The organism is Deinococcus koreensis (assembly GCF_002901445.1).
GTDB lineage: Bacteria > Deinococcota > Deinococci > Deinococcales > Deinococcaceae > Deinococcus > Deinococcus koreensis.
Window position 1 is genome coordinate 2,943,796 of sequence record NZ_PPPD01000001.1, and the last position, 16,678, is coordinate 2,960,473.

The window sequence follows — 16,678 nt, forward strand, 5'->3', positions numbered from 1 at the left end:
TCCGGGCTCTCTATAGTCCCCTCATGTTGCCTCAGAAACTCACGGCCGAAGCTATCGGCACCTTTGCACTCGTCTTTGTCGGCGTGCTCGCCATTTCCAACAACGCCGGGCTGCTGGGGGTCGCCTTCGCCCACGGTCTGGCGATCGCCGTCATGGCGATGGCGCTGGGCACCGTCAGCGGGGGGCAGTTCAACCCTGCCGTCTCCTTCGGCCTGAGCCTGAGCGGCCATCAGGACTGGCGCACCACCCTGAGTTTCATTCCCGCCCAGCTGGGCGGCGCCGTGCTGGGCTCGCTGGCGGCGCTGGCGGTGGCCGGGCCGGCGAAGGTGCAGGCGGTGGCCTCCGGGCTGCCGGCCCTGGGCACAGGCGTCAGCGTGGGCGGCGGCCTGCTGGGCGAGGTCATCGCTACCGCCTTTCTGGTGCTGGTGATCGTCAAGGTCGCCATCCACCAGCGGCACGTCCTGGGCGGCCTGATCGTCGGCCTGACCATCGTGGCCGACATCCTGGCGGTGGGGCCGTTGACCGGCGCCGCCATGAACCCCGCGCGCTCCTTCGGGCCGGCGCTGGTCTCGGGCGACTGGAACCTCCACTGGCTGTACTGGGTCGGGCCACTGATCGGGGCCGCGCTGGGTGCGTCTATCGCCACCTTCACCGAGGGGCTGCGGCCCCGGCCCGTGCCGCCGGAAATGAAGAACTGAGGAAGGTGCTCGCCGGCGGCGGGCTTCCCCACCCCCCAGCCCCCTACCCCAGGGGGGCAGGGGGAGCGAAGCGCTGCGCTCGGCATGTGGTCGCCACGGTTTTTTAGCTGGCCCCACCTGGAGGTTGTGTCGGCGTGGGCTCCATACCGGCTGTTTGCGGAGGCGCGTCGTTGCCCGCGCGCTTCGCGCACGATGGCGTTCGGTAGGGGGCAGGGGGGGTGCTTCGACCCTTGGCGTCCTCTCAACTTGCAGGTGGATTGGGGAGAGGGTGCGGTTCAAGCTCCTAGACGTACCGTACAGAAGAAAAGGCGACCACAACTGGGTCGCCTCCATTGCTTGTTTCCTGTGCTCAGCGGCGCTGGCCGCCGAACATGCCGATCAGGTCGTCCAGCGCGTTGCCGTCGCCGTCCTGATCCAGCGCGCCGTTCAGGGTGCCCAGCAGGCCGCCGCCCTGTTGTGGCTGGCCCATCTGGCCCTGCTGTTGGGGCAGGCCGGGGATCACCTGACCGCCGCCCAGCACGCTGCCCTGGCCGTAGTTCTGCTGGTCGTGGTGCTGCTGGGGCATTTGCTGGGGCTGGCCGCCGCCCAGCATTCCGCCGAGCATGCCGCCCAGGCCACCCGCTGCGCCGCCGCCGAGCAGACCGCCCAGAATGCTGCCGATGTCCATGCCGCCGCCCTGCATGGCGCCCCCCATCTGGCCCTGATTCATCTGGCCCATGCCGCCCTGGTTGCCCTGGCGCTGGCGGCTCAGGTAGGCCATCACCAGCGGCGCGGCCATGCTCAGGATCTGCATGGCGAGCTGGGGGTCAATTCCCGCGCGCCGGCCCACCGCCTGCGCCGCCTGCTGCTGCTGGCCGCCGAAGACGTGGCCCAGGATCTTCTGGCCGTCCTGCACATCGGGCGCCTGACCCTGGCTGAAGGCGTCCAGGGCGCTGCCGTCGTGGCGACCCAGCGCGCCGCTCAGGGCGTCCAGGCCGCCGGGCTGCGTGGCGTTGCGGGTCAGCGCGCCCAGCAGCAGCGGCACCGCCGCCTCCATGGCCGACTGGGTCTGCTGGGGGCTGGTGCCGAGCTGCTGGCCCACGGTCTGCTGCGCTTTGCCCATCCCGCCCAGCATGTTGAAGATGTCCATCATGGTCTGTGCCTCCTGTGAAGTGATATGGGGTTCAGCGTACCCCCTGCCGGCCCGATGCCCACAACCGGGGGGCGCTCCGGAAACCTTGACCTCCGCCACATGGCGTATACCCTGGCGGGCGCGCAGCCGTTACGCTGGGCCGTTTTTGGCCGGCTTCCCATCTCGCCCAGCTCACCGGCCCCCAGGGGCGGAGGTCATCCCTGCACGCGCCCCTGCTCTCCCGCCCCCCGGCGTCCGTCAACGCCGCGCTGTATCTCGCCGCCGCCCGCCTGGGCTACCGGCGGCAGTTCGCCTACCCGGCCTCGGCGTTCTGGGGGCTGGTGACCAACCTGTTCTTCGGGGCGCTGCGGGTCGCCGTGCTGGTGGCGCTGTTCGGCTCCCGGCCCCAGGTGGCGGGATTCACCATGCAGGACGCGATCACGTACACCGGGCTCACCCAGGCGTTCATCGCAGCCTTCTCGCTGTTCGGCTGGTACGACTTCATGCGTGTGATTCACCGGGGCGAGGTCGGCGGCGACCTGCTGCGCCCGGTGAACGTGCTGGCCTTCTGGGCCGCGCAGGACGCTGGGCGCGCCGCCGGACAGTTCGTGCTGCGCGGTCTGCCCATGCTGGGGCTGTTTGCGCTGCTCTGGGGCGCTGGCTTTCCGGGTGGTCCGCAGGCCGGACTGACCGTGCTCAGCGTGGGGCTGGCCTGGGCCTGCGGCTTCGCCTTCCGCTTCCTGGTGAACTGCGCGGCCTTCTGGTCACCCGACGCGGTGGGCATCGGCCGCTTCGCCTGGGCCGCCATGAACCTGTGCTGCGGCTTCCTGATGCCGCTGGCGCTGTTTCCCGGCTGGTTCCAGTCGGTGCTGGCCTGGACACCCTTCCCGGCTATGCTGAACACCACCGTGGAACTCTGGCTGGGCCAGAGGATCGGCCCCGACGCCTGGGCCGCCCTGGGCACGCAACTCGCCTGGACGGTGGCGCTGTTCGCCCTGGCCGCCATGGTGCTCGCGCGCGGCCTGCGCCGCCTGGAGCTGGCCGGTGGGTAGGGGAGAAGATATGCACTGGCGGGACGAATCTCCTGGCCTTCTGCCATCGGCCATCCGCCATCTGCATCTCTACTTCCTCCTCCTGCGCGCCCAGGCCCGCTCCCAGGGCGTTTACCGGGTCTCGTTCGCACTCGACGCCGTGGCCGCCGCCCTGATAACCGCCTCCGAGTTCGCCGCCTTCGCGCTGGTGCTGCCGCGTTTCGGCACGCTGTCGGGCTGGACGCTGGGCGAGGTGGCGCTGCTGTACGGCCTGGCCGAACTGGCCTTCGTGCTGATGGATCTGGCCTTCGGCGGCTTCGATGCCCCCAACCTGAGCGCGCACGTCCGCTCGGGCAGCTTCAGCACCTTCCTGCTGCGCCCCGCGCCGCTGGCACTGCAGGTGTTCGGCTCGGACTTCGCGCTGCGCCGCCTGACCCGCGTGGTGCTGGCTGCCGGCATCGTGGCCTACGGGGTGACCCACGTGGAGGTCGCCTGGAGCCTGGGCGACGTGGCCCTGCTGAGCGGCGCGGTCGCGGGCATGATCGCCTTCTTCGGCGGCCTGTTCGTGGTCGGCGGCGCCCTCACCTTCTGGACGGTGGACAGCGTGGAGGCCATGAACGTGCTCACCTACGGCGGCCGCACGCTGATCTCGTACCCCATGGACATCTACGGGGAGTGGCTCCGCAAGACCTTCACCTACCTGATCCCCGCCGCCTTCCTGTCGTACTTTCCCGTGCTGCACGTCCTGGGCCGCCCGCTGCCCGATGGCCTGCCGGGCTTCGCCGCCTTCCTCGCCCCGCTGGTCGGGCCGGCGCTCCTGGCCGCCGCCTTCGCCTTCTGGCGCCTGGGCGTGCGCCGCTACCAGGGGACGGGGACGTGATGGAGGCGGAAGGCAGATGGCAGATGGCTAAGGCAGAGGCCATGTGGACTTTTTGTCGCCGGCTCGATATTCGCCACCGCTCCACACGATCTTGATCTGTTCGCCATCTGCCATCCGCCATCTGCGCTCCGAAGGAGCACCCATGATTCACGTCCAGCACCTGCACAAGACCTTCCGCACCCGTCAGGGGCCGCTGGAGGCGGTGCGAGATGTCAGTTTCCAGATCGCTCGCGGTGAGATCGTGGGTTACCTCGGCCCGAACGGCGCCGGCAAGAGCACGACCATCAAGGTGCTGACCGGCCTGCTGGTGCCCGACCGTGGCCGGGTGGAGGTCGGCGGGCTGATCCCCTGGGAGGAGCGCCGCCGCCATGTGGCCCGCCTGGGCGCGGTGTTCGGGCAGCGCACGACCCTCTGGTGGGATCTGCCGGTGCAGGACTCGCTGGAACTGCTGCGGCACGTCTACCGCATTCCCCAGGCCCGCTTCCGCGAGAATCTGGCGGCGTTCACGGAGCTGCTGGAACTCGGCCCCTTCCTGGGCACGCCCGCCCGCGCCCTGAGCCTGGGCCAGCGCATGAGGGCCGACCTCGCCGCCGCCCTGCTGCACGATCCCGAACTGCTGTTCCTCGATGAGCCCACCGTGGGCCTGGACGTGGTCGCCAAGGAGCGGATCCGCGAGTTCGTGCGGCACGTGAACCGCGAGCACGGGGTCACGGTGCTGCTCACCACCCACGACCTGGGCGACGTGGAGCGGCTGGCCCGCCGCGTCATGATCATCGACCACGGGCAACTGCTGTACGACGGCGATCTGGCGAGATTGCAGACCCGGTACGGCAGCGCCCGCGAACTGGTGGTGGATTTCGAGGAAGCGCCCGCCGATCCCCAGGTCAGCGGTCTGGAATTGCTGGGCACTGATGGCCCCCGCGTGCGCTACGCCTTCACGGGCGCCGCCGCCGGCCCCATCGCCCGCGTGACCGCCCACGCCCCGGTGCGCGACATCACCGTGAAGGAGCCGGACATCGAGGCGACCGTGCGCCGCATCTACGAGGGCGGCCTGCTGCGCTCAGGGGTAGGCTGAGTGGATGACGCCGGAGACGCCGCCAGAGGAAGGGTTTCGGGGGCCGCCGCCCAGTCTCAGCACCCCGCTCCTGTTCATGGTTCTGTTCAGCGTGTTCACTGCCTACGGGTTCGGGACCGTTCTCATGATTCCTGAGCAGACCCCGCTGAGGCGGATGCTGGCTGGCATCACCGCCTTGCCTATGGTTTATACGTGGTGGAACTGGTTCAGGCACCGCGGGCATGAGCAGCGGGTGTTGCGTACCCTGGCCCTGGCATTCGTGGCCCACGCGAGCCTCCGCACACTCAGCGTTCTGACCTTGACCTTCGCTGCCGGTGAGACTCCGGCGACCTCACGTATCGTCGTTGCCCTGCTGTACCTGGTGGTCTGGGTGGGCGCGGTGCTCGTCTGCTGGCGCTATCCATTGCCCGATCCAGCCCAGTCCCCTCGATGAGCCGGCCCCTCCCACCCGCCCACTTCGCCGGCGACCCCGTTCCCATCGCGCGTGGCCTGCTGGGCGGCACGCTCGTCCGACTCACCCCGGAGGGCAAGCGCCTGAGCGGGCGCATCGTGGAGATCGAGGCCTACGACTGCCCGCGCGATCCGGCCTGCACCGCCGGGCGCTTCCACGCCGCCCGCAGCGCCGATATGGCGGTGGCGCCGGGGCGCTGGCTGTTCTGGACGGCGCACGGGCATCCGCTGTTGCAGGTCTCGTGCCGGCCCGAGGGGATCGCCGCGAGCGTGCTGATCCGCGCCCTGGAACCGCTGGAGGGCGTCGGCCAGATGCTCACGAACCGCCCGGTCACGCGGGAACGCGACCTGACGAACGGCCCCGCCAAGCTGGTGTACGCGCTGGGCCTGAACCCGGCGCAGATCGGCGGCACAGCGGTGGACAGCACTGAACTGCATCTGCTCGCACCGGAGTCCCCTCTGCCCGCCCACCAGGTCGAGGTCACCGCCCGCGTGGGCATCAAGGAAGGGCGCAACCTGCCGTGGCGTTTCGTCATCCGGGGCAACCCGTGGGTGTCGCCGGCCCTACCCAGCATGGAGATGACGGCCCCATCCTGAGCCCGTAAGCCTTCGTGCGGTGCGCGTCTCCCGCCCCCCTCTACCCTGCGCCTGTGCTGTTCCCCGCCGATCCCGCCCCGGTTCCGCCTGCCCGGTTCGCCCACATTCACGCGCTGCCGCCGTCCTTCTTCGCGGGCGACCCGGTGGAGGTCGCGCGGACTCTGCTGGGCGCCGTGCTCGTCCGGACGCTGGCGACCGGTGAGGTGCTGGCGGCGCGCATCGTGGAAACCGAAGCCTACGACTGCCCACGCGATCCCAGCTGCCACGTCATCGTGCGGCTGCCCGGCGCGGCGGCGATGCTGGCGGGGCCGCCGGGCACCGTCTATTTCCACTACGCCTACGACCAGCCCCTGCTGAACGTGGTGTGCCGCCCGGACGGGGTACAGGCCGCCATCCTGGTACGCGCCGCCGAGCCGGTCTGGGGCGAAGAATCCATGCGCGAGCTGCGCGCAGTCAAGCGCCGCACGGATCTGAGCAACGGCCCGGCCAAACTCATGACCGCGCTGGGCATGAGCGCCGACCTGAAGGGGGCGCCCATCGACGGCCCCGGCCTCTACATCGTGCCGGGAGAAGCCGTGCCGGACGCCGACGTGCAGACCACCTCGCGCGTGGGATTGCGCCGGGGGGCCGACCTGCCCTGGCGCTTTCTGATCCTGGGGAACCCCTGGGTGTCGCCGGGCAAGCCCAGCATGAACCTCAGCCCGACATGAGCCGCGCCACGCCCTGCACCGCCGTGAGCCGCCCCACCTCCACTTCGGCCCGCAGCTCACGCAGCTTCCCGGCATCCAGCCCCCGCTGGAAGGCGCGCCACACCGCCTCGCGCAGCAGTTCGTCGAACCACAGGCCGTTCTGGACGCGGCGTTTGAGGGCCAGATCGACGGTGCCCGCGTAGTCCTGCACGGTGTCCCAGACCTCGGGGATGCCCTCGCCGGTCAATGCCGAGGCCCGCAGCGCCACGGGCCGCCAGGGAGCGTCGTGGGGGGTCAGCAGGTTTAGGGCCGCGCGCAGTTCGGTCTGGGCGCGCACGGCGGCGGGCGGGTCGGTGTCGGCCTTGTTCACCACGCACACGTCGGCCAGTTCCATGATCCCGCGCTTGATGCCCTGCAACTCGTCGCCGGCGTTCGGCAGCGTGAGCAGCACGAACAGGTCGGTCATGGCGGCGACCTGCGTCTCACTCTGGCCCACGCCCACGGTCTCCACCAGCACCACGTCGTAGCCGGCGGCCTCGCAGAGCGTGATGGCCTCGCGGGTGCGCCGCGCCACGCCCCCCAGCGCCCCACCGGCCGGGCTGGGGCGGATGAAGGCGCTCGGATGCACGGTCAGGCGGGGCATCCGCGTCTTATCGCCCATGATGCTGCCGCCGGTTCGGGCCGAGCTGGGATCGACCGCCAGCACCGCAACCCGGTGCCCCGAGTCGGCCAGCGCCATCCCCAGCGCCTCGATGAAGGTGCTCTTGCCCACGCCCGGCACCCCGGTCAGGCCCACCCGCACGGACTTCCCGGCGTGGGGCAGCACCTCGGCCAGCAGCGCCTGGGCCTGCGCCTCGTGCTCGGGGCGCGTGGACTCGCTCAGCGTGATCGCCTTCGCCAGCGCCCGCCGGCTGCCCGCGAGCAGGGGAGAGGTCAGGGAGTGCACCGGGTCAGCCATGCGTGGTCAGCATTTCACGCCTCTGGGCACCGGCCGCAGGTAGCTCCGCAGCGGCGTGAGCACGTCGGCGCGTCGGAAGCCCACTTCCCGGATCAGCCGCCCACGGGAGTCGAAGACGCCGCGCATGTCCATTATGGTTCCAGCGAATCCGACCCACTTCACGATCACGCCAGTCAACTTGCCGGCCCGGTCGTAGCTCTGGGTCACGCGCAGCGTGTTGTCCGGGATCAGGCGGGCGTAGCTCAGACTCCGGACACGTCCGGCGCTGTCGAGCAGGTAGCGGGTTTCCCCGACCGCGCAGGACTTCAGCCCCCCGACCTGAGTGGGCTTCGGGCTGACCTGGTTCTGGTACGGCACGGGCGGGAGGCCAACTGCGAGCGCGGTCGGGGTGAGCAGGGTCAGCAACAACAGACGGAACATAGGCTCCAGTACGCCTTTACGCCCCCGCCGGTTGCCCGCGCTCCCTCACCAGCCGCAGCACTTCCCGCGCGCTGGTCAGGATCGGCGTGCCCGGCCCGAAGATGCCCGCCACGCCCGCTTCACGTAGGGCGGCGTAGTCCTGCTGCGGGATCACGCCCCCGGCGATCACCAGGATGTCGCCCGCGCCCTCGGCCCGCAGCGCCCGGATCAGCTGTGGGATCAGGGTCTTGTGCCCGGCGGCCTGCGAACTCACGCCGACCACGTGCACGTCGTTCTCGATGGCCTGCCGCGCCGCTTCCTCGGGCGTCTGGAACAGCGGCCCCACGTCTACGTCGAAGCCCAAGTCGGCAAAGCCGGTGGCGATCACCTTGGCGCCCCGGTCGTGGCCGTCCTGCCCCATCTTCACGACCAGCATGCGCGGGCGGCGGCCCTCGGCGGCGGCGAAGGCCTCGATTTCGCCCTGCAGCGCGGCAAAGCCCTCGTCGCCCGCGTAGCCCTGGGCATACACGCCGCTCAGCGTGCGGATCTCAGCGGAGTGACGGCCCCAGGCCCGTTCCAGCGCGTCGCTGACCTCGCCCACGGTGGCGCGCGCCCGCATGGCGTCCACGCTCAGGGCCAGCAGGTTGCCCTCCCCGGTGCGGGCGGCGGCCTCCAGGGCGTCCAGCGCAGCCTTCACGGCGGCCGGGTCACGCTCTGAGCGCACCCGCTCCAGGCGCGCAATCTGCGACTCTCGTACCGCGTCGTTGTCGATGTCCAGCACGTCTACGGCTGTCGTCTCGGTCGGGCGGTATTTGTTCACGCCCACGATCACGTCCTCGCCCCGGTCGATGCGGGCCTGCTTCCTGGCCGCCGATTCCTCGATGCGCAGTTTGGGCACGCCGGATTCGATGGCCCTGGCCATGCCGCCCAGCGCCTCGACCTCCGCCATCAGTTCTCGGGCTTTCGCGGCCAGGTCGTGCGTCAGGCGCTCCATCAGATAGGAGCCGCCCCAGGGATCGACCACGCCGGGAATGCCGGTTTCCTCCTGAATGACGAGCTGCGTGTTGCGCGCAATCCGGGCCGAGAAGTCGGTGGGCAGGCCGATGGCCTCGTCGAAGGCGTTGGTGTGCAGGCTCTGGGTGCCGCCGAAGACCGCCGCCATCGCCTCGACCGCCGTGCGGATCACGTTGTTGTACGGATCCTGCTCGGTGAGTGACCAGCCCGAGGTCTGGCAGTGGGTTCGCAGGGCGCTGCTCAGCGGGTTCTTCGGACTGAACCCCGCCATGATCTCGTGCCACAGCAGCCGGGCGGCGCGCAGCTTGGCGACCTCGGTGTAGAAGTTCATGCCGATGGCGAAGAAGAAGCTCAGCCGGGGGGCGAAGGCGTCGACCTCCAGCCCCGACTTCAGGGCGGCGCGCACGTACTCCAGCCCGTCGGCCAGGGTGTAGGCCAGCTCCAGCGCGGCGTTGGCGCCCGCTTCCTGCAGGTGGTAGCCGGAAATCGAGATCGAGTTGAACCGGGGCATCTCGGTCGCCGTGTACGCGATGATGTCGGCCACGATCCGCATGGAGGGCGTGGGCGGGTAGATGTACGTGTTGCGCACCATGAACTCTTTCAGGATGTCGTTCTGGATGGTGCCCGACAGCGCCGACCGGGGCACGCCCTGTTCCTCGCCCGCCACGATGAAGGCCGCCAGCACTGGCAGCACCGCGCCGTTCATGGTCATCGACACCGACATCTCCTGCAGGGGAATGCCGTCGAAGAGGATCTTCATGTCCTCCACGGAATCGATGGCCACCCCGGCTTTGCCCACGTCGCCCACCACACGCGGGTGGTCGGAGTCGTAGCCCCGGTGCGTGGCGAGGTCGAAGGCCACCGAGAGCCCCTTCTGCCCGGCCGCCAGATTGCGCCGGTAGAAGGCGTTGCTGGCCTCGGCGGTCGAGAAGCCCGCGTACTGGCGGATCGTCCAGGGGCGCGCGGCGTACATGGTGGCGCGCGGGCCGCGCGTGTAGGGGGGAAGGCCCGGCAGCGTGTCCACGTCCAGCCCGTCCAGGTCGGCGCGGGTGTACAGCGGCTTTAAGGTGAGGCCCTCGGGCGTGGTGATGTTCAGGGTCTCGGGCTCGGCGCCCCTGAGATCCTTGCGGGCCAGCGTTTTCCAGGCGTCGAGGCCAGGGGTCGGCCGTGCAGTCTGCTCAGTCATGTGGGTGCCCTCCGTGGGGATGATGGCGGGGATGTCGTGCCAGGTGCTCCAATCATGCCACGGAGCACCTAACGGGCGTTTGGATGGAGCAGGCGCGCGCCTGAAGGCAGAACAGGCCTGTCTGGAAAACTGTGCCGTCCCTGGGGAGAAGGGCGTGAGTCGGCCAAACGGCTGGAGGGAAGGCTTCGCTGGGCAGAGGTGTCTTTCGCCCAGCGAGCTGCCCGACCCTGCTGCCCCCCTCTTTCCTGAGCCGACCCTGAGAGAGCGTTGAGAATGTACGCCACGCTGGCCCCGGCTGCCCGAAGGCCATTTAACGTCGAACGACCGGCCGGCGAGACGCCCGGCCCCTGCACGACCCACCCGGAGGAGTTCCATGACCATCCTGAACGTACCTGCCCTGAAGATCGCTGCCCTGGCCACCCTCAGCCTGAGCCTCGCGGCCTGCGCCCCGAATATGACCATGATCGGTGGAGCGAATGCGGGCAACGGGGGCCTGAACCCCGCCCAGCGCCTCAGCGTCGCGCAGCCCAGCCCGGCCAGCACGGCGATGGGCCTGACCCTGACCAGCCCCACCTTCGCGAACGGCACGGCCTACCCGGCCGAACAGGTCGCCAACGGCTTCGGCTGCACCGGGCCCAACGTCAGCCCCGAGCTGAAGTGGAGCGGCGTGCCGGTCGGCACGGTCAGCCTGGTACTCACCAAGTACGACCCGGACGCCCCCACGGGCAGCGGCTTCTGGCACTGGGCGGTATACAACATCCCCGCCACGTCGACCGGCCTGGCGCGCGGGGCGGGCAATCCCGGCGGCGCGCTGCCGGCTGGGGCCCAGCAGCTCAATAACGAGGGCGGCCAGCCCGGCTTCGTCGGAGCCTGCCCCCCGGTCGGCGACCAGGCGCACCGCTACGTGTTCACGCTGTACGCCCTGAACAGCACGTTGGAGCTGCCCGCCGGCACCACCCCGGCCGTGCTGGGCTTCAATCTGAACGGGAAGGTGCTCGCCAAGACCAGCCTGACCGCGTACTACGGCCGCTGAGCGCTGACGCAGTCCCCCACGTCCTGGCCCGCTGACAAGTTCGCGGGCCAGCTTTCATGGGTCATGGCCCTGAGCGATGTCCACGGCTTCCCTCGCCCACGTTCCGGGGGGAGAGGGAGGCACTTTCCGGGGGTCGCCACGCCTCCAGGCGTCTTCAGCATCATCCTGTCATTCGCTGGAGTCAGCGCCGGCTCGGGCCGTCGGCATGGATTGCCGCCCCTCGACCCGGCGTGTGCTCCGGCGACCTCTGCCGTCGTCCCGAGGGCACTGGAGGGGCCGCCCAGGAGCTTTCCCCATGTCCAGCGCACCGGCACGGGGGTACGGTTCAGGGAGGGGGCGGGGCTCGGCCCCCCACAACTCTGAAGCCCGCTCCCAGCCGCAGAAAGTGAAGGAATGGTAAACTGCATCACGTGACTCCCGACGCTTCCGACCCCCGCCCGGTCAAACTGGCGCCGAGCCTGCTGTCCTGCGACTTTACCCATCTGGGCGATGAACTGCGCGCCATCCAGAGTGCCGACTGGGCGCACGTCGATGTGATGGACGGCGCCTTCGTCCCGAACATCTCCTTCGGCCTGCCCATCCTGGCGGCGGCCCGCCGGGCCTCGAACCTGTTCATGGACGTCCACCTGATGATCGACCGCCCCGAGCGCTACCTGCGCGACTTCGCCGACGCCGGGGCCGACGGGATCACCGTGCATGTCGAGGCGACCCCGCACGTCCACCGCGCCGTGCAGCAGATCCGCGAGCTGGGCAAGAAGGCCGGCGTGACCCTCAATCCCGGCACCCCGCTGGAGGCCGTGCGCCCTGTGCTGGCCGACGTCGATCTGGTGCTGGTGATGAGCGTGAACCCCGGCTTCGGCGGCCAGAAGTTCATCCCGCAGAGCCTGGAGCGGATTCGCACCCTGCGCCGCTGGCTGGACGAGCTGGGCAGCCCGGCCGAACTGCAGGTGGACGGCGGCGTCTCGCCCACCAACGCCCGCGCGGTCGTCCATGCCGGGGCCAGTGTGCTGGTGGCGGGCAGTTCGGTCTTCGGCCAGGGCGGCGCTGCGGCGGGCCTGGAGCGGCTGCGCGAGGCGCTGAAATGAGGATGTTCCAAGTGGGGAACGCTTGAGGCTGCGGGTCGACCTGCTGCCCCACGGCACGTACCCGGACGTCGTGCTGGTGATCGACGTGCTGCGGGCCACGACCACCGCCATCACCTACCTGGAGCGCGGCGCGGACGCCCTGCTGCTGACCGCCACGCCCGACGTGGCCCTGGCACTGCGCTCGGAGGGTATGCGCCAAGACGGTGCGCGCCCGGACGGCGAGAGCACGCCCTACCTGCTGGGCGGCGAGCGCGGCGGCCTGCCCATTCCCGGCTTCGACTTCGGCAACAGCCCGGTGGAGGCGGCGGCACAGAACTTCACCGGCCGCACGGTGGTCATGAACACCACCAACGGCACCGTCGCGGCCCACACGGCCGCGCAGAGCGGCAAGCACGTGTTCCTCGCGGCCCTGACCAACGCCCACGCCGCCGCCCGCCGTGCCCGCGCCACCGCCACCGAGGAGATCGCCATCGTCTGCGCCGGCACCGACGAGCGGGTCGGTCTGGAAGACGTCTACGCGGCTGGCGTGCTGGCCGAATACCTGCTGGCCATGGGCGAATCGAGCATCGACGACGGCGCCCGGATCGCCCTGACCGTGCGGCGCAGCAGCGGCAATCCGCTGGAGGCGCTGGGCAGCTCGGTACATGGCGCCCGGCTGGCCAGCCTGGGCCTGGGCGAGGACGTGCGCTACGCCGCCGGCCTGAGCACCAGCACTCTGGTGCCGACCCTGGTGACCGGCGACGACGTGCCCCCCGGAACCTTGAAGTTTATCGCCGGCTGAGGGCTCGTCTGAATCCTGCTCGCGGGTCTCACGCCCGCTGCTTACACTGAGCCATGCTCCGCACCGCTGCTCTGGCCCTGCTGCTCCTGGGAGGCAGTCTGGCCGCCCCCTTCACCGACGCGAAAAACGGCTTCAAGGTCACGCCGCCGGCCGGCTGGCAGAAGGTCGACTACCCCGGCACGGCGGTCGTGTACATGGCTCCCAGGCGCGTGGGCGACTTCGCCCCCAACCTCAACGTGATCGTGCAGCCCATACCGGCGGGCACCACCCAGGCGCGCTTCCACACCGGCAGTCTGGCCCAGATCCGCAAGTTCGTGAGCGGCGGCCAGATCATCCAGACCCGCGACGTCACCCTGAGCGGCCAGAAGGCCAATGAGGTCGTGTACACCGGGCGCCAGGGCAAGTTCAGCCTGTACTTCATCGCCATTTATGCAGTCAAGGGGAAATCGGCGTACATCATCACCGGCACCACGCCGCTGGGCGTGCACGGCGATATGGCCCAGACCACCCGCGCGTTCGCGAAGAGTTTCAGGATCACCCGGTAGATAGGGCAGATAAGGCAGCCTCAGCGGTGTCTGACCAGTATTCTTAAGGCCAGATGAATGCATCTTCCTCTGCTCAGCTCCAGCAGCTCCGAGACGGTCGTCCAGAGGAGCTGGATGCTCACCTGACCTCCCTGCAGCGAGACTTCGAGGCCGGGCAGCGCTCCGAGCAGGAGCTCCGGGCCGCCTTCCAGGCCTTCGATGTCGGGGATACGGATCTGAGCGAGGCCTTCGGCAGGTGGCTGGAGACGTGTGTCGGCTCCTACGTGGCCCATGTGGCACTGGCGACCTGGCTGCACCGCCGTGCCCGCGACCTGCGCGGCGGCGCGACCTCCGATCTGGTCAGCGACCAGGGCCGGCGCGGGATGCTGCATCACCTTCAACAGGCCGAGGGGGCGGCGCGCCACGCCACCACCCTGACGTCCAACCCGCTGGGGGCCTGGCTGGTCGTGGGCAATGTCCACAACGCCTATGGCTGCGAGGTCGGTTCGGACGATATCGCTGCCCAGCAATACCCCGACTGGTACGCCGAACCCCTCAGGGTCAACCCGCACAGCCTGGCGCTGCGCCGAACTATGCTGACCCACCTGCGAACCGAGTGGGGCGGGAGCGAGGAGCAGATGCTGGCCTTCGTGCGCCAGCAGCAGGACGCCGGCCTGCTGGGGCAGACGGATATCCAGCAGCTCTGGGGGCAGTACCACGCCTACGTGGCGCACTACGAATGGATGTTCAGGAAGGCGTACGGCAAAGCCCTGGAACATGCTCGGCTGGCTGCCGACCTGAACGAGGCCCACGCCGAGTTGCTGTTCGCGCTCCTGACCGAGCAGAATCACCCGGCCCCAGAGCGAAGTGCCGCCCTGGAGCGGTTCCTGGGCGCGCTGGAACGCCATCCGGAAAACGGCCTCTGGTACGGTCAGGCGGCGTTGATAGGGAAGACCGACATCCTGGCTCCCCATGCCCAGCGCCTGGGAACCGTTCTCCGGGGCATGGCCGAGGCAGGCGATGCGGACGCCGCATCGGTGCTGGGGGTGCTCCGGCAGGACGCTCCGCAGCTCGGTCTCCCGGATCCTCGCCCCCTGCTGATCCAGGCCCGCGAGCGCGGTGACGTGGGTGCGGCCAACCTGTTGGTCTTCCTGGCCCACAAAGACCGCACGCTGAGCGCCGATCAGAAACGCGACCACGTGCTGAAAGCCGCCGATGTCGGCAGTGAGGTGGCCGCCTGGGAGGTCTACAGCAGTTTCGGGGCCTACCGCCGACAGTTCGGGCTGGACGACCGGGCCCGATACCGCTACCTGCTGCGCGCCGCCGACGCGGGAGACAACGATGCCCGCTTCGCCCTGGCCCAGCAGCTCCGCGGCGGCTTCGTAGAAGTCGGGGAGGACGGCGTGCTGCGTCCGGTCGATACGCCGCCCCTGCAGGAGAGTCTGGACTATGCCCGGCATCTGCTGGGGCGAGCGGCGGCCGAAGGGCACAAGGGCGCGCAAAGGGCCCTGAAGAAGTCTCGGGAGACTGCCTGGGACGCCAAGACCGCCAAGCGGATCGCGGTCGGCGGCGTGGTCGGGGAACGCGAGGCCAGCCGGGGCGGCCGTCCCTGGTGGCAGTGGTGGCTGATGGCCAGTGTGGCCACGGGCCTGCTGCGCGCCTGTGCCACGCTGACGAACGGTGGAGGCTGACAGTCCCGCACGGCCCTTCTCCGCTACCCTGTTCTCCATGACCGTCGCTGACCCCGCCCTCCCCGCCGTCATCCCCATTCAGGAGGTGGACTGGGCCGCCATCCCCAGCCCCGCCTTCGTGCTGGACGAATCCAGGCTGCGCCGCAACCTGTCGCTGATCCGCCACGTGCAGCAGGAGAGCGGCGCGCAGATCATCGTGGCCTTCAAGGGTTTTTCGATGTGGTCGGCCTTCCCGGTGCTGCGCGAGTACGGCATCAGCGGCGCGACGGCCAGTTCCCTGAACGAGGCGCGGCTGGCCGCCGAGGAGATGCAGGGCGAGGTGCACGTCTACGCCCCGGCCTACAGCGACGCCGAGTTCCCGCAGATTCTGGAACTGGCCGACCACCTGGTGTTCAACTCGTTCTCGCAGTGGGCGCGCTTCCGGCCCCAGGTGCAGGCGGCGCGTGAGGCGGGCAAGGTCGTTCATATCGGCATCCGCGTCAACCCCGAGTACGCCGAGGTCGAGACCGACCTGTACAACCCCGCCGGGCCGTTCTCGCGCCTGGGCGTGACGCGCCGGGAGTTCCGCGAGGAGCTGCTGGAGGGCGTGGACGGCCTGCACTTCCATACCCTGTGTGAAAAGGACTCCGACACGCTGGAGCGCACGCTGGAGGTGCTGGAACGCAACTTCGGCGAGTTCCTGCCGCGCATGAAGTGGGTCAATTTCGGCGGCGGCCACCTTATGACCCGCGAGGGCTACGACCTCCCGCGCCTGATCCGTGTGATCCGCGCCTTCCGCGAGAAGTGGGATGTGGACGTGATCCTGGAGCCCGGCAGCGCCTTCGGCTGGCAGACCGGCTGGCTGGTCAGCTCCGTGCTGGACGTGGTGCATAACGTCAAGAACGCGGCCCTGCTGGACGTCTCGGTGTCGGCCCACATGCCCGACGTGCTGGAGATGCCCTATCGGCCCCGCATCCTGGGCGCGGGCGATCCGCCGGAACTCGATCACCACCGCGAGAGTGCCGAGGGAGCGGCGGGCGGCCACTCCTACCTGATCGGTGGCACGACCTGTCTGGCCGGGGACGTGGTGGGCGAATATGTCTTCGACCGCGAGCTGCAGATCGGCGACCGGGTGGTCTTCGACGACATGATCCACTACACCATGGTCAAGACGACCTTCTTCAACGGGGTCAAGCACCCTGACATCGGCATCCTGCGGCAAGGTGGCGGGTACGAGGTCGTGAAGACCTTCGGCTACGAGGAATTCAAGGCCAAGCTGAGCTGAGGGGCGGCACGGAAGGCCCCGCAGCGTGACCGTCGGCGTTCAGAAGGGAAGTCGACTCCACCAGCATCATCCTGAGGCTCCGGCAGCCTGAGACTCCGCGCCTGTCATCCTGAGCGCATGGAAGGGGCTCTCGTCCCCTGCCCGGTGTTGCCTGTCCCCAGGCAGGAGCCTCTGCACGTGGGCAAAAGCGCCGAACCACCCTAGCAACCGTC

Annotated in this window: 17 protein-coding genes; 13 read left to right on the forward strand and 4 right to left on the reverse strand. The window is 69.6% G+C overall.

What is annotated here, in order from left to right:
• Positions 1-23: 23 nt before the first annotated feature.
• A complete protein-coding gene (locus CVO96_RS13995; protein WP_103312757.1) occupies positions 24-698 on the forward strand; it encodes an MIP/aquaporin family protein in 675 nt (224 codons plus the stop codon).
• A 349-nt stretch (positions 699-1,047) separates the two neighbouring features.
• Here CVO96_RS13995 and CVO96_RS14000 read toward each other — a convergent pair whose 3' ends face one another.
• Entirely contained in the window at positions 1,048-1,830 is a 783-nt protein-coding gene (locus CVO96_RS14000; protein WP_103312758.1) for a DUF937 domain-containing protein, read from the reverse strand.
• Positions 1,831-2,150: 320 nt separating this feature from the next.
• Here CVO96_RS14000 and CVO96_RS14005 point away from each other — a divergent pair, with 320 nt between their 5' ends.
• The 6 genes from CVO96_RS14005 to CVO96_RS14030 all read left to right on the forward strand — a co-directional run bounded on the left by CVO96_RS14005 (position 2,151) and on the right by CVO96_RS14030 (position 6,552).
• Positions 2,151-2,861 carry an ABC transporter permease gene (locus CVO96_RS14005; protein ID WP_243398367.1) on the forward strand — a complete coding sequence of 237 codons (711 nt, stop codon included), beginning with the start codon at positions 2,151-2,153 and terminating at the stop codon, positions 2,859-2,861.
• 10 nt (positions 2,862-2,871) lie between these two features.
• The gene (locus CVO96_RS14010; protein WP_103312760.1) at positions 2,872-3,720 is read left to right on the forward strand and encodes an ABC transporter permease; all 849 of its coding nucleotides are present in this window, start codon (positions 2,872-2,874) and stop codon (positions 3,718-3,720) included.
• A 142-nt stretch (positions 3,721-3,862) separates the two neighbouring features.
• The gene (locus CVO96_RS14015) at positions 3,863-4,795 is read left to right on the forward strand and encodes an ABC transporter ATP-binding protein (protein WP_103312761.1); all 933 of its coding nucleotides are present in this window, start codon (positions 3,863-3,865) and stop codon (positions 4,793-4,795) included.
• A 4-nt stretch (positions 4,796-4,799) separates the two neighbouring features.
• Positions 4,800-5,228 (forward strand): hypothetical protein, encoded by a 429-nt coding sequence (locus CVO96_RS14020; RefSeq protein WP_103312762.1) that lies wholly within the window; start codon positions 4,800-4,802, stop codon positions 5,226-5,228.
• Positions 5,225-5,842 carry a DNA-3-methyladenine glycosylase gene (locus tag CVO96_RS14025; RefSeq protein WP_103312763.1) on the forward strand — a complete coding sequence of 206 codons (618 nt, stop codon included), beginning with the start codon at positions 5,225-5,227 and terminating at the stop codon, positions 5,840-5,842. Before CVO96_RS14020 ends, CVO96_RS14025 begins: the two co-directional genes overlap by 4 nt.
• Before the next feature lie 53 nt (positions 5,843-5,895).
• The gene (locus CVO96_RS14030; RefSeq protein ID WP_243398368.1) at positions 5,896-6,552 is read left to right on the forward strand and encodes a DNA-3-methyladenine glycosylase; all 657 of its coding nucleotides are present in this window, start codon (positions 5,896-5,898) and stop codon (positions 6,550-6,552) included.
• Here the strand turns inward: CVO96_RS14030 and meaB are convergent.
• Genes meaB through scpA form a run of 3 tightly spaced genes read right to left on the reverse strand, consistent with a single transcriptional unit; the run spans position 6,539 to position 10,088 of the window.
• Positions 6,539-7,489 carry a methylmalonyl Co-A mutase-associated GTPase MeaB gene (meaB, locus tag CVO96_RS14035; protein ID WP_165795305.1) on the reverse strand — a complete coding sequence of 317 codons (951 nt, stop codon included), beginning with the start codon at positions 7,487-7,489 and terminating at the stop codon, positions 6,539-6,541. The genes CVO96_RS14030 and meaB overlap by 14 nt on opposite strands.
• 6 nt (positions 7,490-7,495) lie before the next feature.
• On the reverse strand, positions 7,496-7,909 hold the full coding sequence (locus CVO96_RS14040) for a hypothetical protein (protein ID WP_103312764.1): 414 nt from the start codon (positions 7,907-7,909) through the stop codon (positions 7,496-7,498).
• A 16-nt stretch (positions 7,910-7,925) separates the two neighbouring features.
• A complete protein-coding gene (gene scpA / locus CVO96_RS14045; RefSeq protein WP_103312765.1) occupies positions 7,926-10,088 on the reverse strand; it encodes a methylmalonyl-CoA mutase in 2,163 nt (720 codons plus the stop codon).
• A 373-nt stretch (positions 10,089-10,461) separates the two neighbouring features.
• On the opposite strand from scpA, the gene CVO96_RS14050 reads away from it, so the two are divergent.
• The 6 genes from CVO96_RS14050 to nspC all read left to right on the forward strand — a co-directional run bounded on the left by CVO96_RS14050 (position 10,462) and on the right by nspC (position 16,466).
• Positions 10,462-11,121: a YbhB/YbcL family Raf kinase inhibitor-like protein gene (locus CVO96_RS14050; RefSeq protein WP_103312766.1), complete on the forward strand. Its 660-nt coding sequence runs from the start codon at positions 10,462-10,464 to the stop codon at positions 11,119-11,121.
• A gap of 410 nt (positions 11,122-11,531) precedes the next feature.
• Positions 11,532-12,206 (forward strand): ribulose-phosphate 3-epimerase, encoded by a 675-nt coding sequence (gene rpe / locus CVO96_RS14055; RefSeq protein WP_103312767.1) that lies wholly within the window; start codon positions 11,532-11,534, stop codon positions 12,204-12,206.
• A 22-nt stretch (positions 12,207-12,228) separates the two neighbouring features.
• Positions 12,229-12,987, forward strand: coding sequence for a 2-phosphosulfolactate phosphatase (locus tag CVO96_RS14060; protein WP_103312768.1), 759 nt, complete (start codon positions 12,229-12,231; stop codon positions 12,985-12,987).
• Positions 12,988-13,040: 53 nt separating this feature from the next.
• Positions 13,041-13,532, forward strand: a complete 492-nt coding sequence (locus CVO96_RS14065; protein ID WP_103312769.1) for a PsbP-related protein — start codon at positions 13,041-13,043, stop codon at positions 13,530-13,532.
• A 53-nt stretch (positions 13,533-13,585) separates the two neighbouring features.
• Positions 13,586-15,202 carry a DUF4034 domain-containing protein gene (locus CVO96_RS14070; protein WP_103312770.1) on the forward strand — a complete coding sequence of 539 codons (1,617 nt, stop codon included), beginning with the start codon at positions 13,586-13,588 and terminating at the stop codon, positions 15,200-15,202.
• Positions 15,203-15,239: 37 nt separating this feature from the next.
• Positions 15,240-16,466 (forward strand): carboxynorspermidine decarboxylase, encoded by a 1,227-nt coding sequence (gene nspC / locus CVO96_RS14075; RefSeq protein WP_103313507.1) that lies wholly within the window; start codon positions 15,240-15,242, stop codon positions 16,464-16,466.
• The last annotated feature ends 212 nt before the right edge of the window (positions 16,467-16,678 follow it).

What these genes read in the sequence shown, in the direction of transcription:
- CVO96_RS13995 (WP_103312757.1), top strand. Translation starts at nt 24, where the DNA reads ATGTTGCCTCAGAAACTCACGGCCGAAGCTATCGGCACCTTTGCACTC.
- CVO96_RS14000 (WP_103312758.1), bottom strand. Translation starts at nt 1,830, where the DNA reads ATGATGGACATCTTCAACATGCTGGGCGGGATGGGCAAAGCGCAGCAG.
- CVO96_RS14010 (WP_103312760.1), top strand. Translation starts at nt 2,872, where the DNA reads ATGCACTGGCGGGACGAATCTCCTGGCCTTCTGCCATCGGCCATCCGC.
- CVO96_RS14015 (WP_103312761.1), top strand. Translation starts at nt 3,863, where the DNA reads ATGATTCACGTCCAGCACCTGCACAAGACCTTCCGCACCCGTCAGGGG.
- CVO96_RS14020 (WP_103312762.1), top strand. Translation starts at nt 4,800, where the DNA reads ATGACGCCGGAGACGCCGCCAGAGGAAGGGTTTCGGGGGCCGCCGCCC.
- CVO96_RS14025 (WP_103312763.1), top strand. Translation starts at nt 5,225, where the DNA reads ATGAGCCGGCCCCTCCCACCCGCCCACTTCGCCGGCGACCCCGTTCCC.
- meaB (WP_165795305.1), bottom strand. Translation starts at nt 7,489, where the DNA reads ATGGCTGACCCGGTGCACTCCCTGACCTCTCCCCTGCTCGCGGGCAGC.
- CVO96_RS14040 (WP_103312764.1), bottom strand. Translation starts at nt 7,909, where the DNA reads ATGTTCCGTCTGTTGTTGCTGACCCTGCTCACCCCGACCGCGCTCGCA.
- scpA (WP_103312765.1), bottom strand. Translation starts at nt 10,088, where the DNA reads ATGACTGAGCAGACTGCACGGCCGACCCCTGGCCTCGACGCCTGGAAA.
- CVO96_RS14050 (WP_103312766.1), top strand. Translation starts at nt 10,462, where the DNA reads ATGACCATCCTGAACGTACCTGCCCTGAAGATCGCTGCCCTGGCCACC.
- CVO96_RS14065 (WP_103312769.1), top strand. Translation starts at nt 13,041, where the DNA reads ATGCTCCGCACCGCTGCTCTGGCCCTGCTGCTCCTGGGAGGCAGTCTG.
- CVO96_RS14070 (WP_103312770.1), top strand. Translation starts at nt 13,586, where the DNA reads ATGAATGCATCTTCCTCTGCTCAGCTCCAGCAGCTCCGAGACGGTCGT.
- nspC (WP_103313507.1), top strand. Translation starts at nt 15,240, where the DNA reads ATGACCGTCGCTGACCCCGCCCTCCCCGCCGTCATCCCCATTCAGGAG.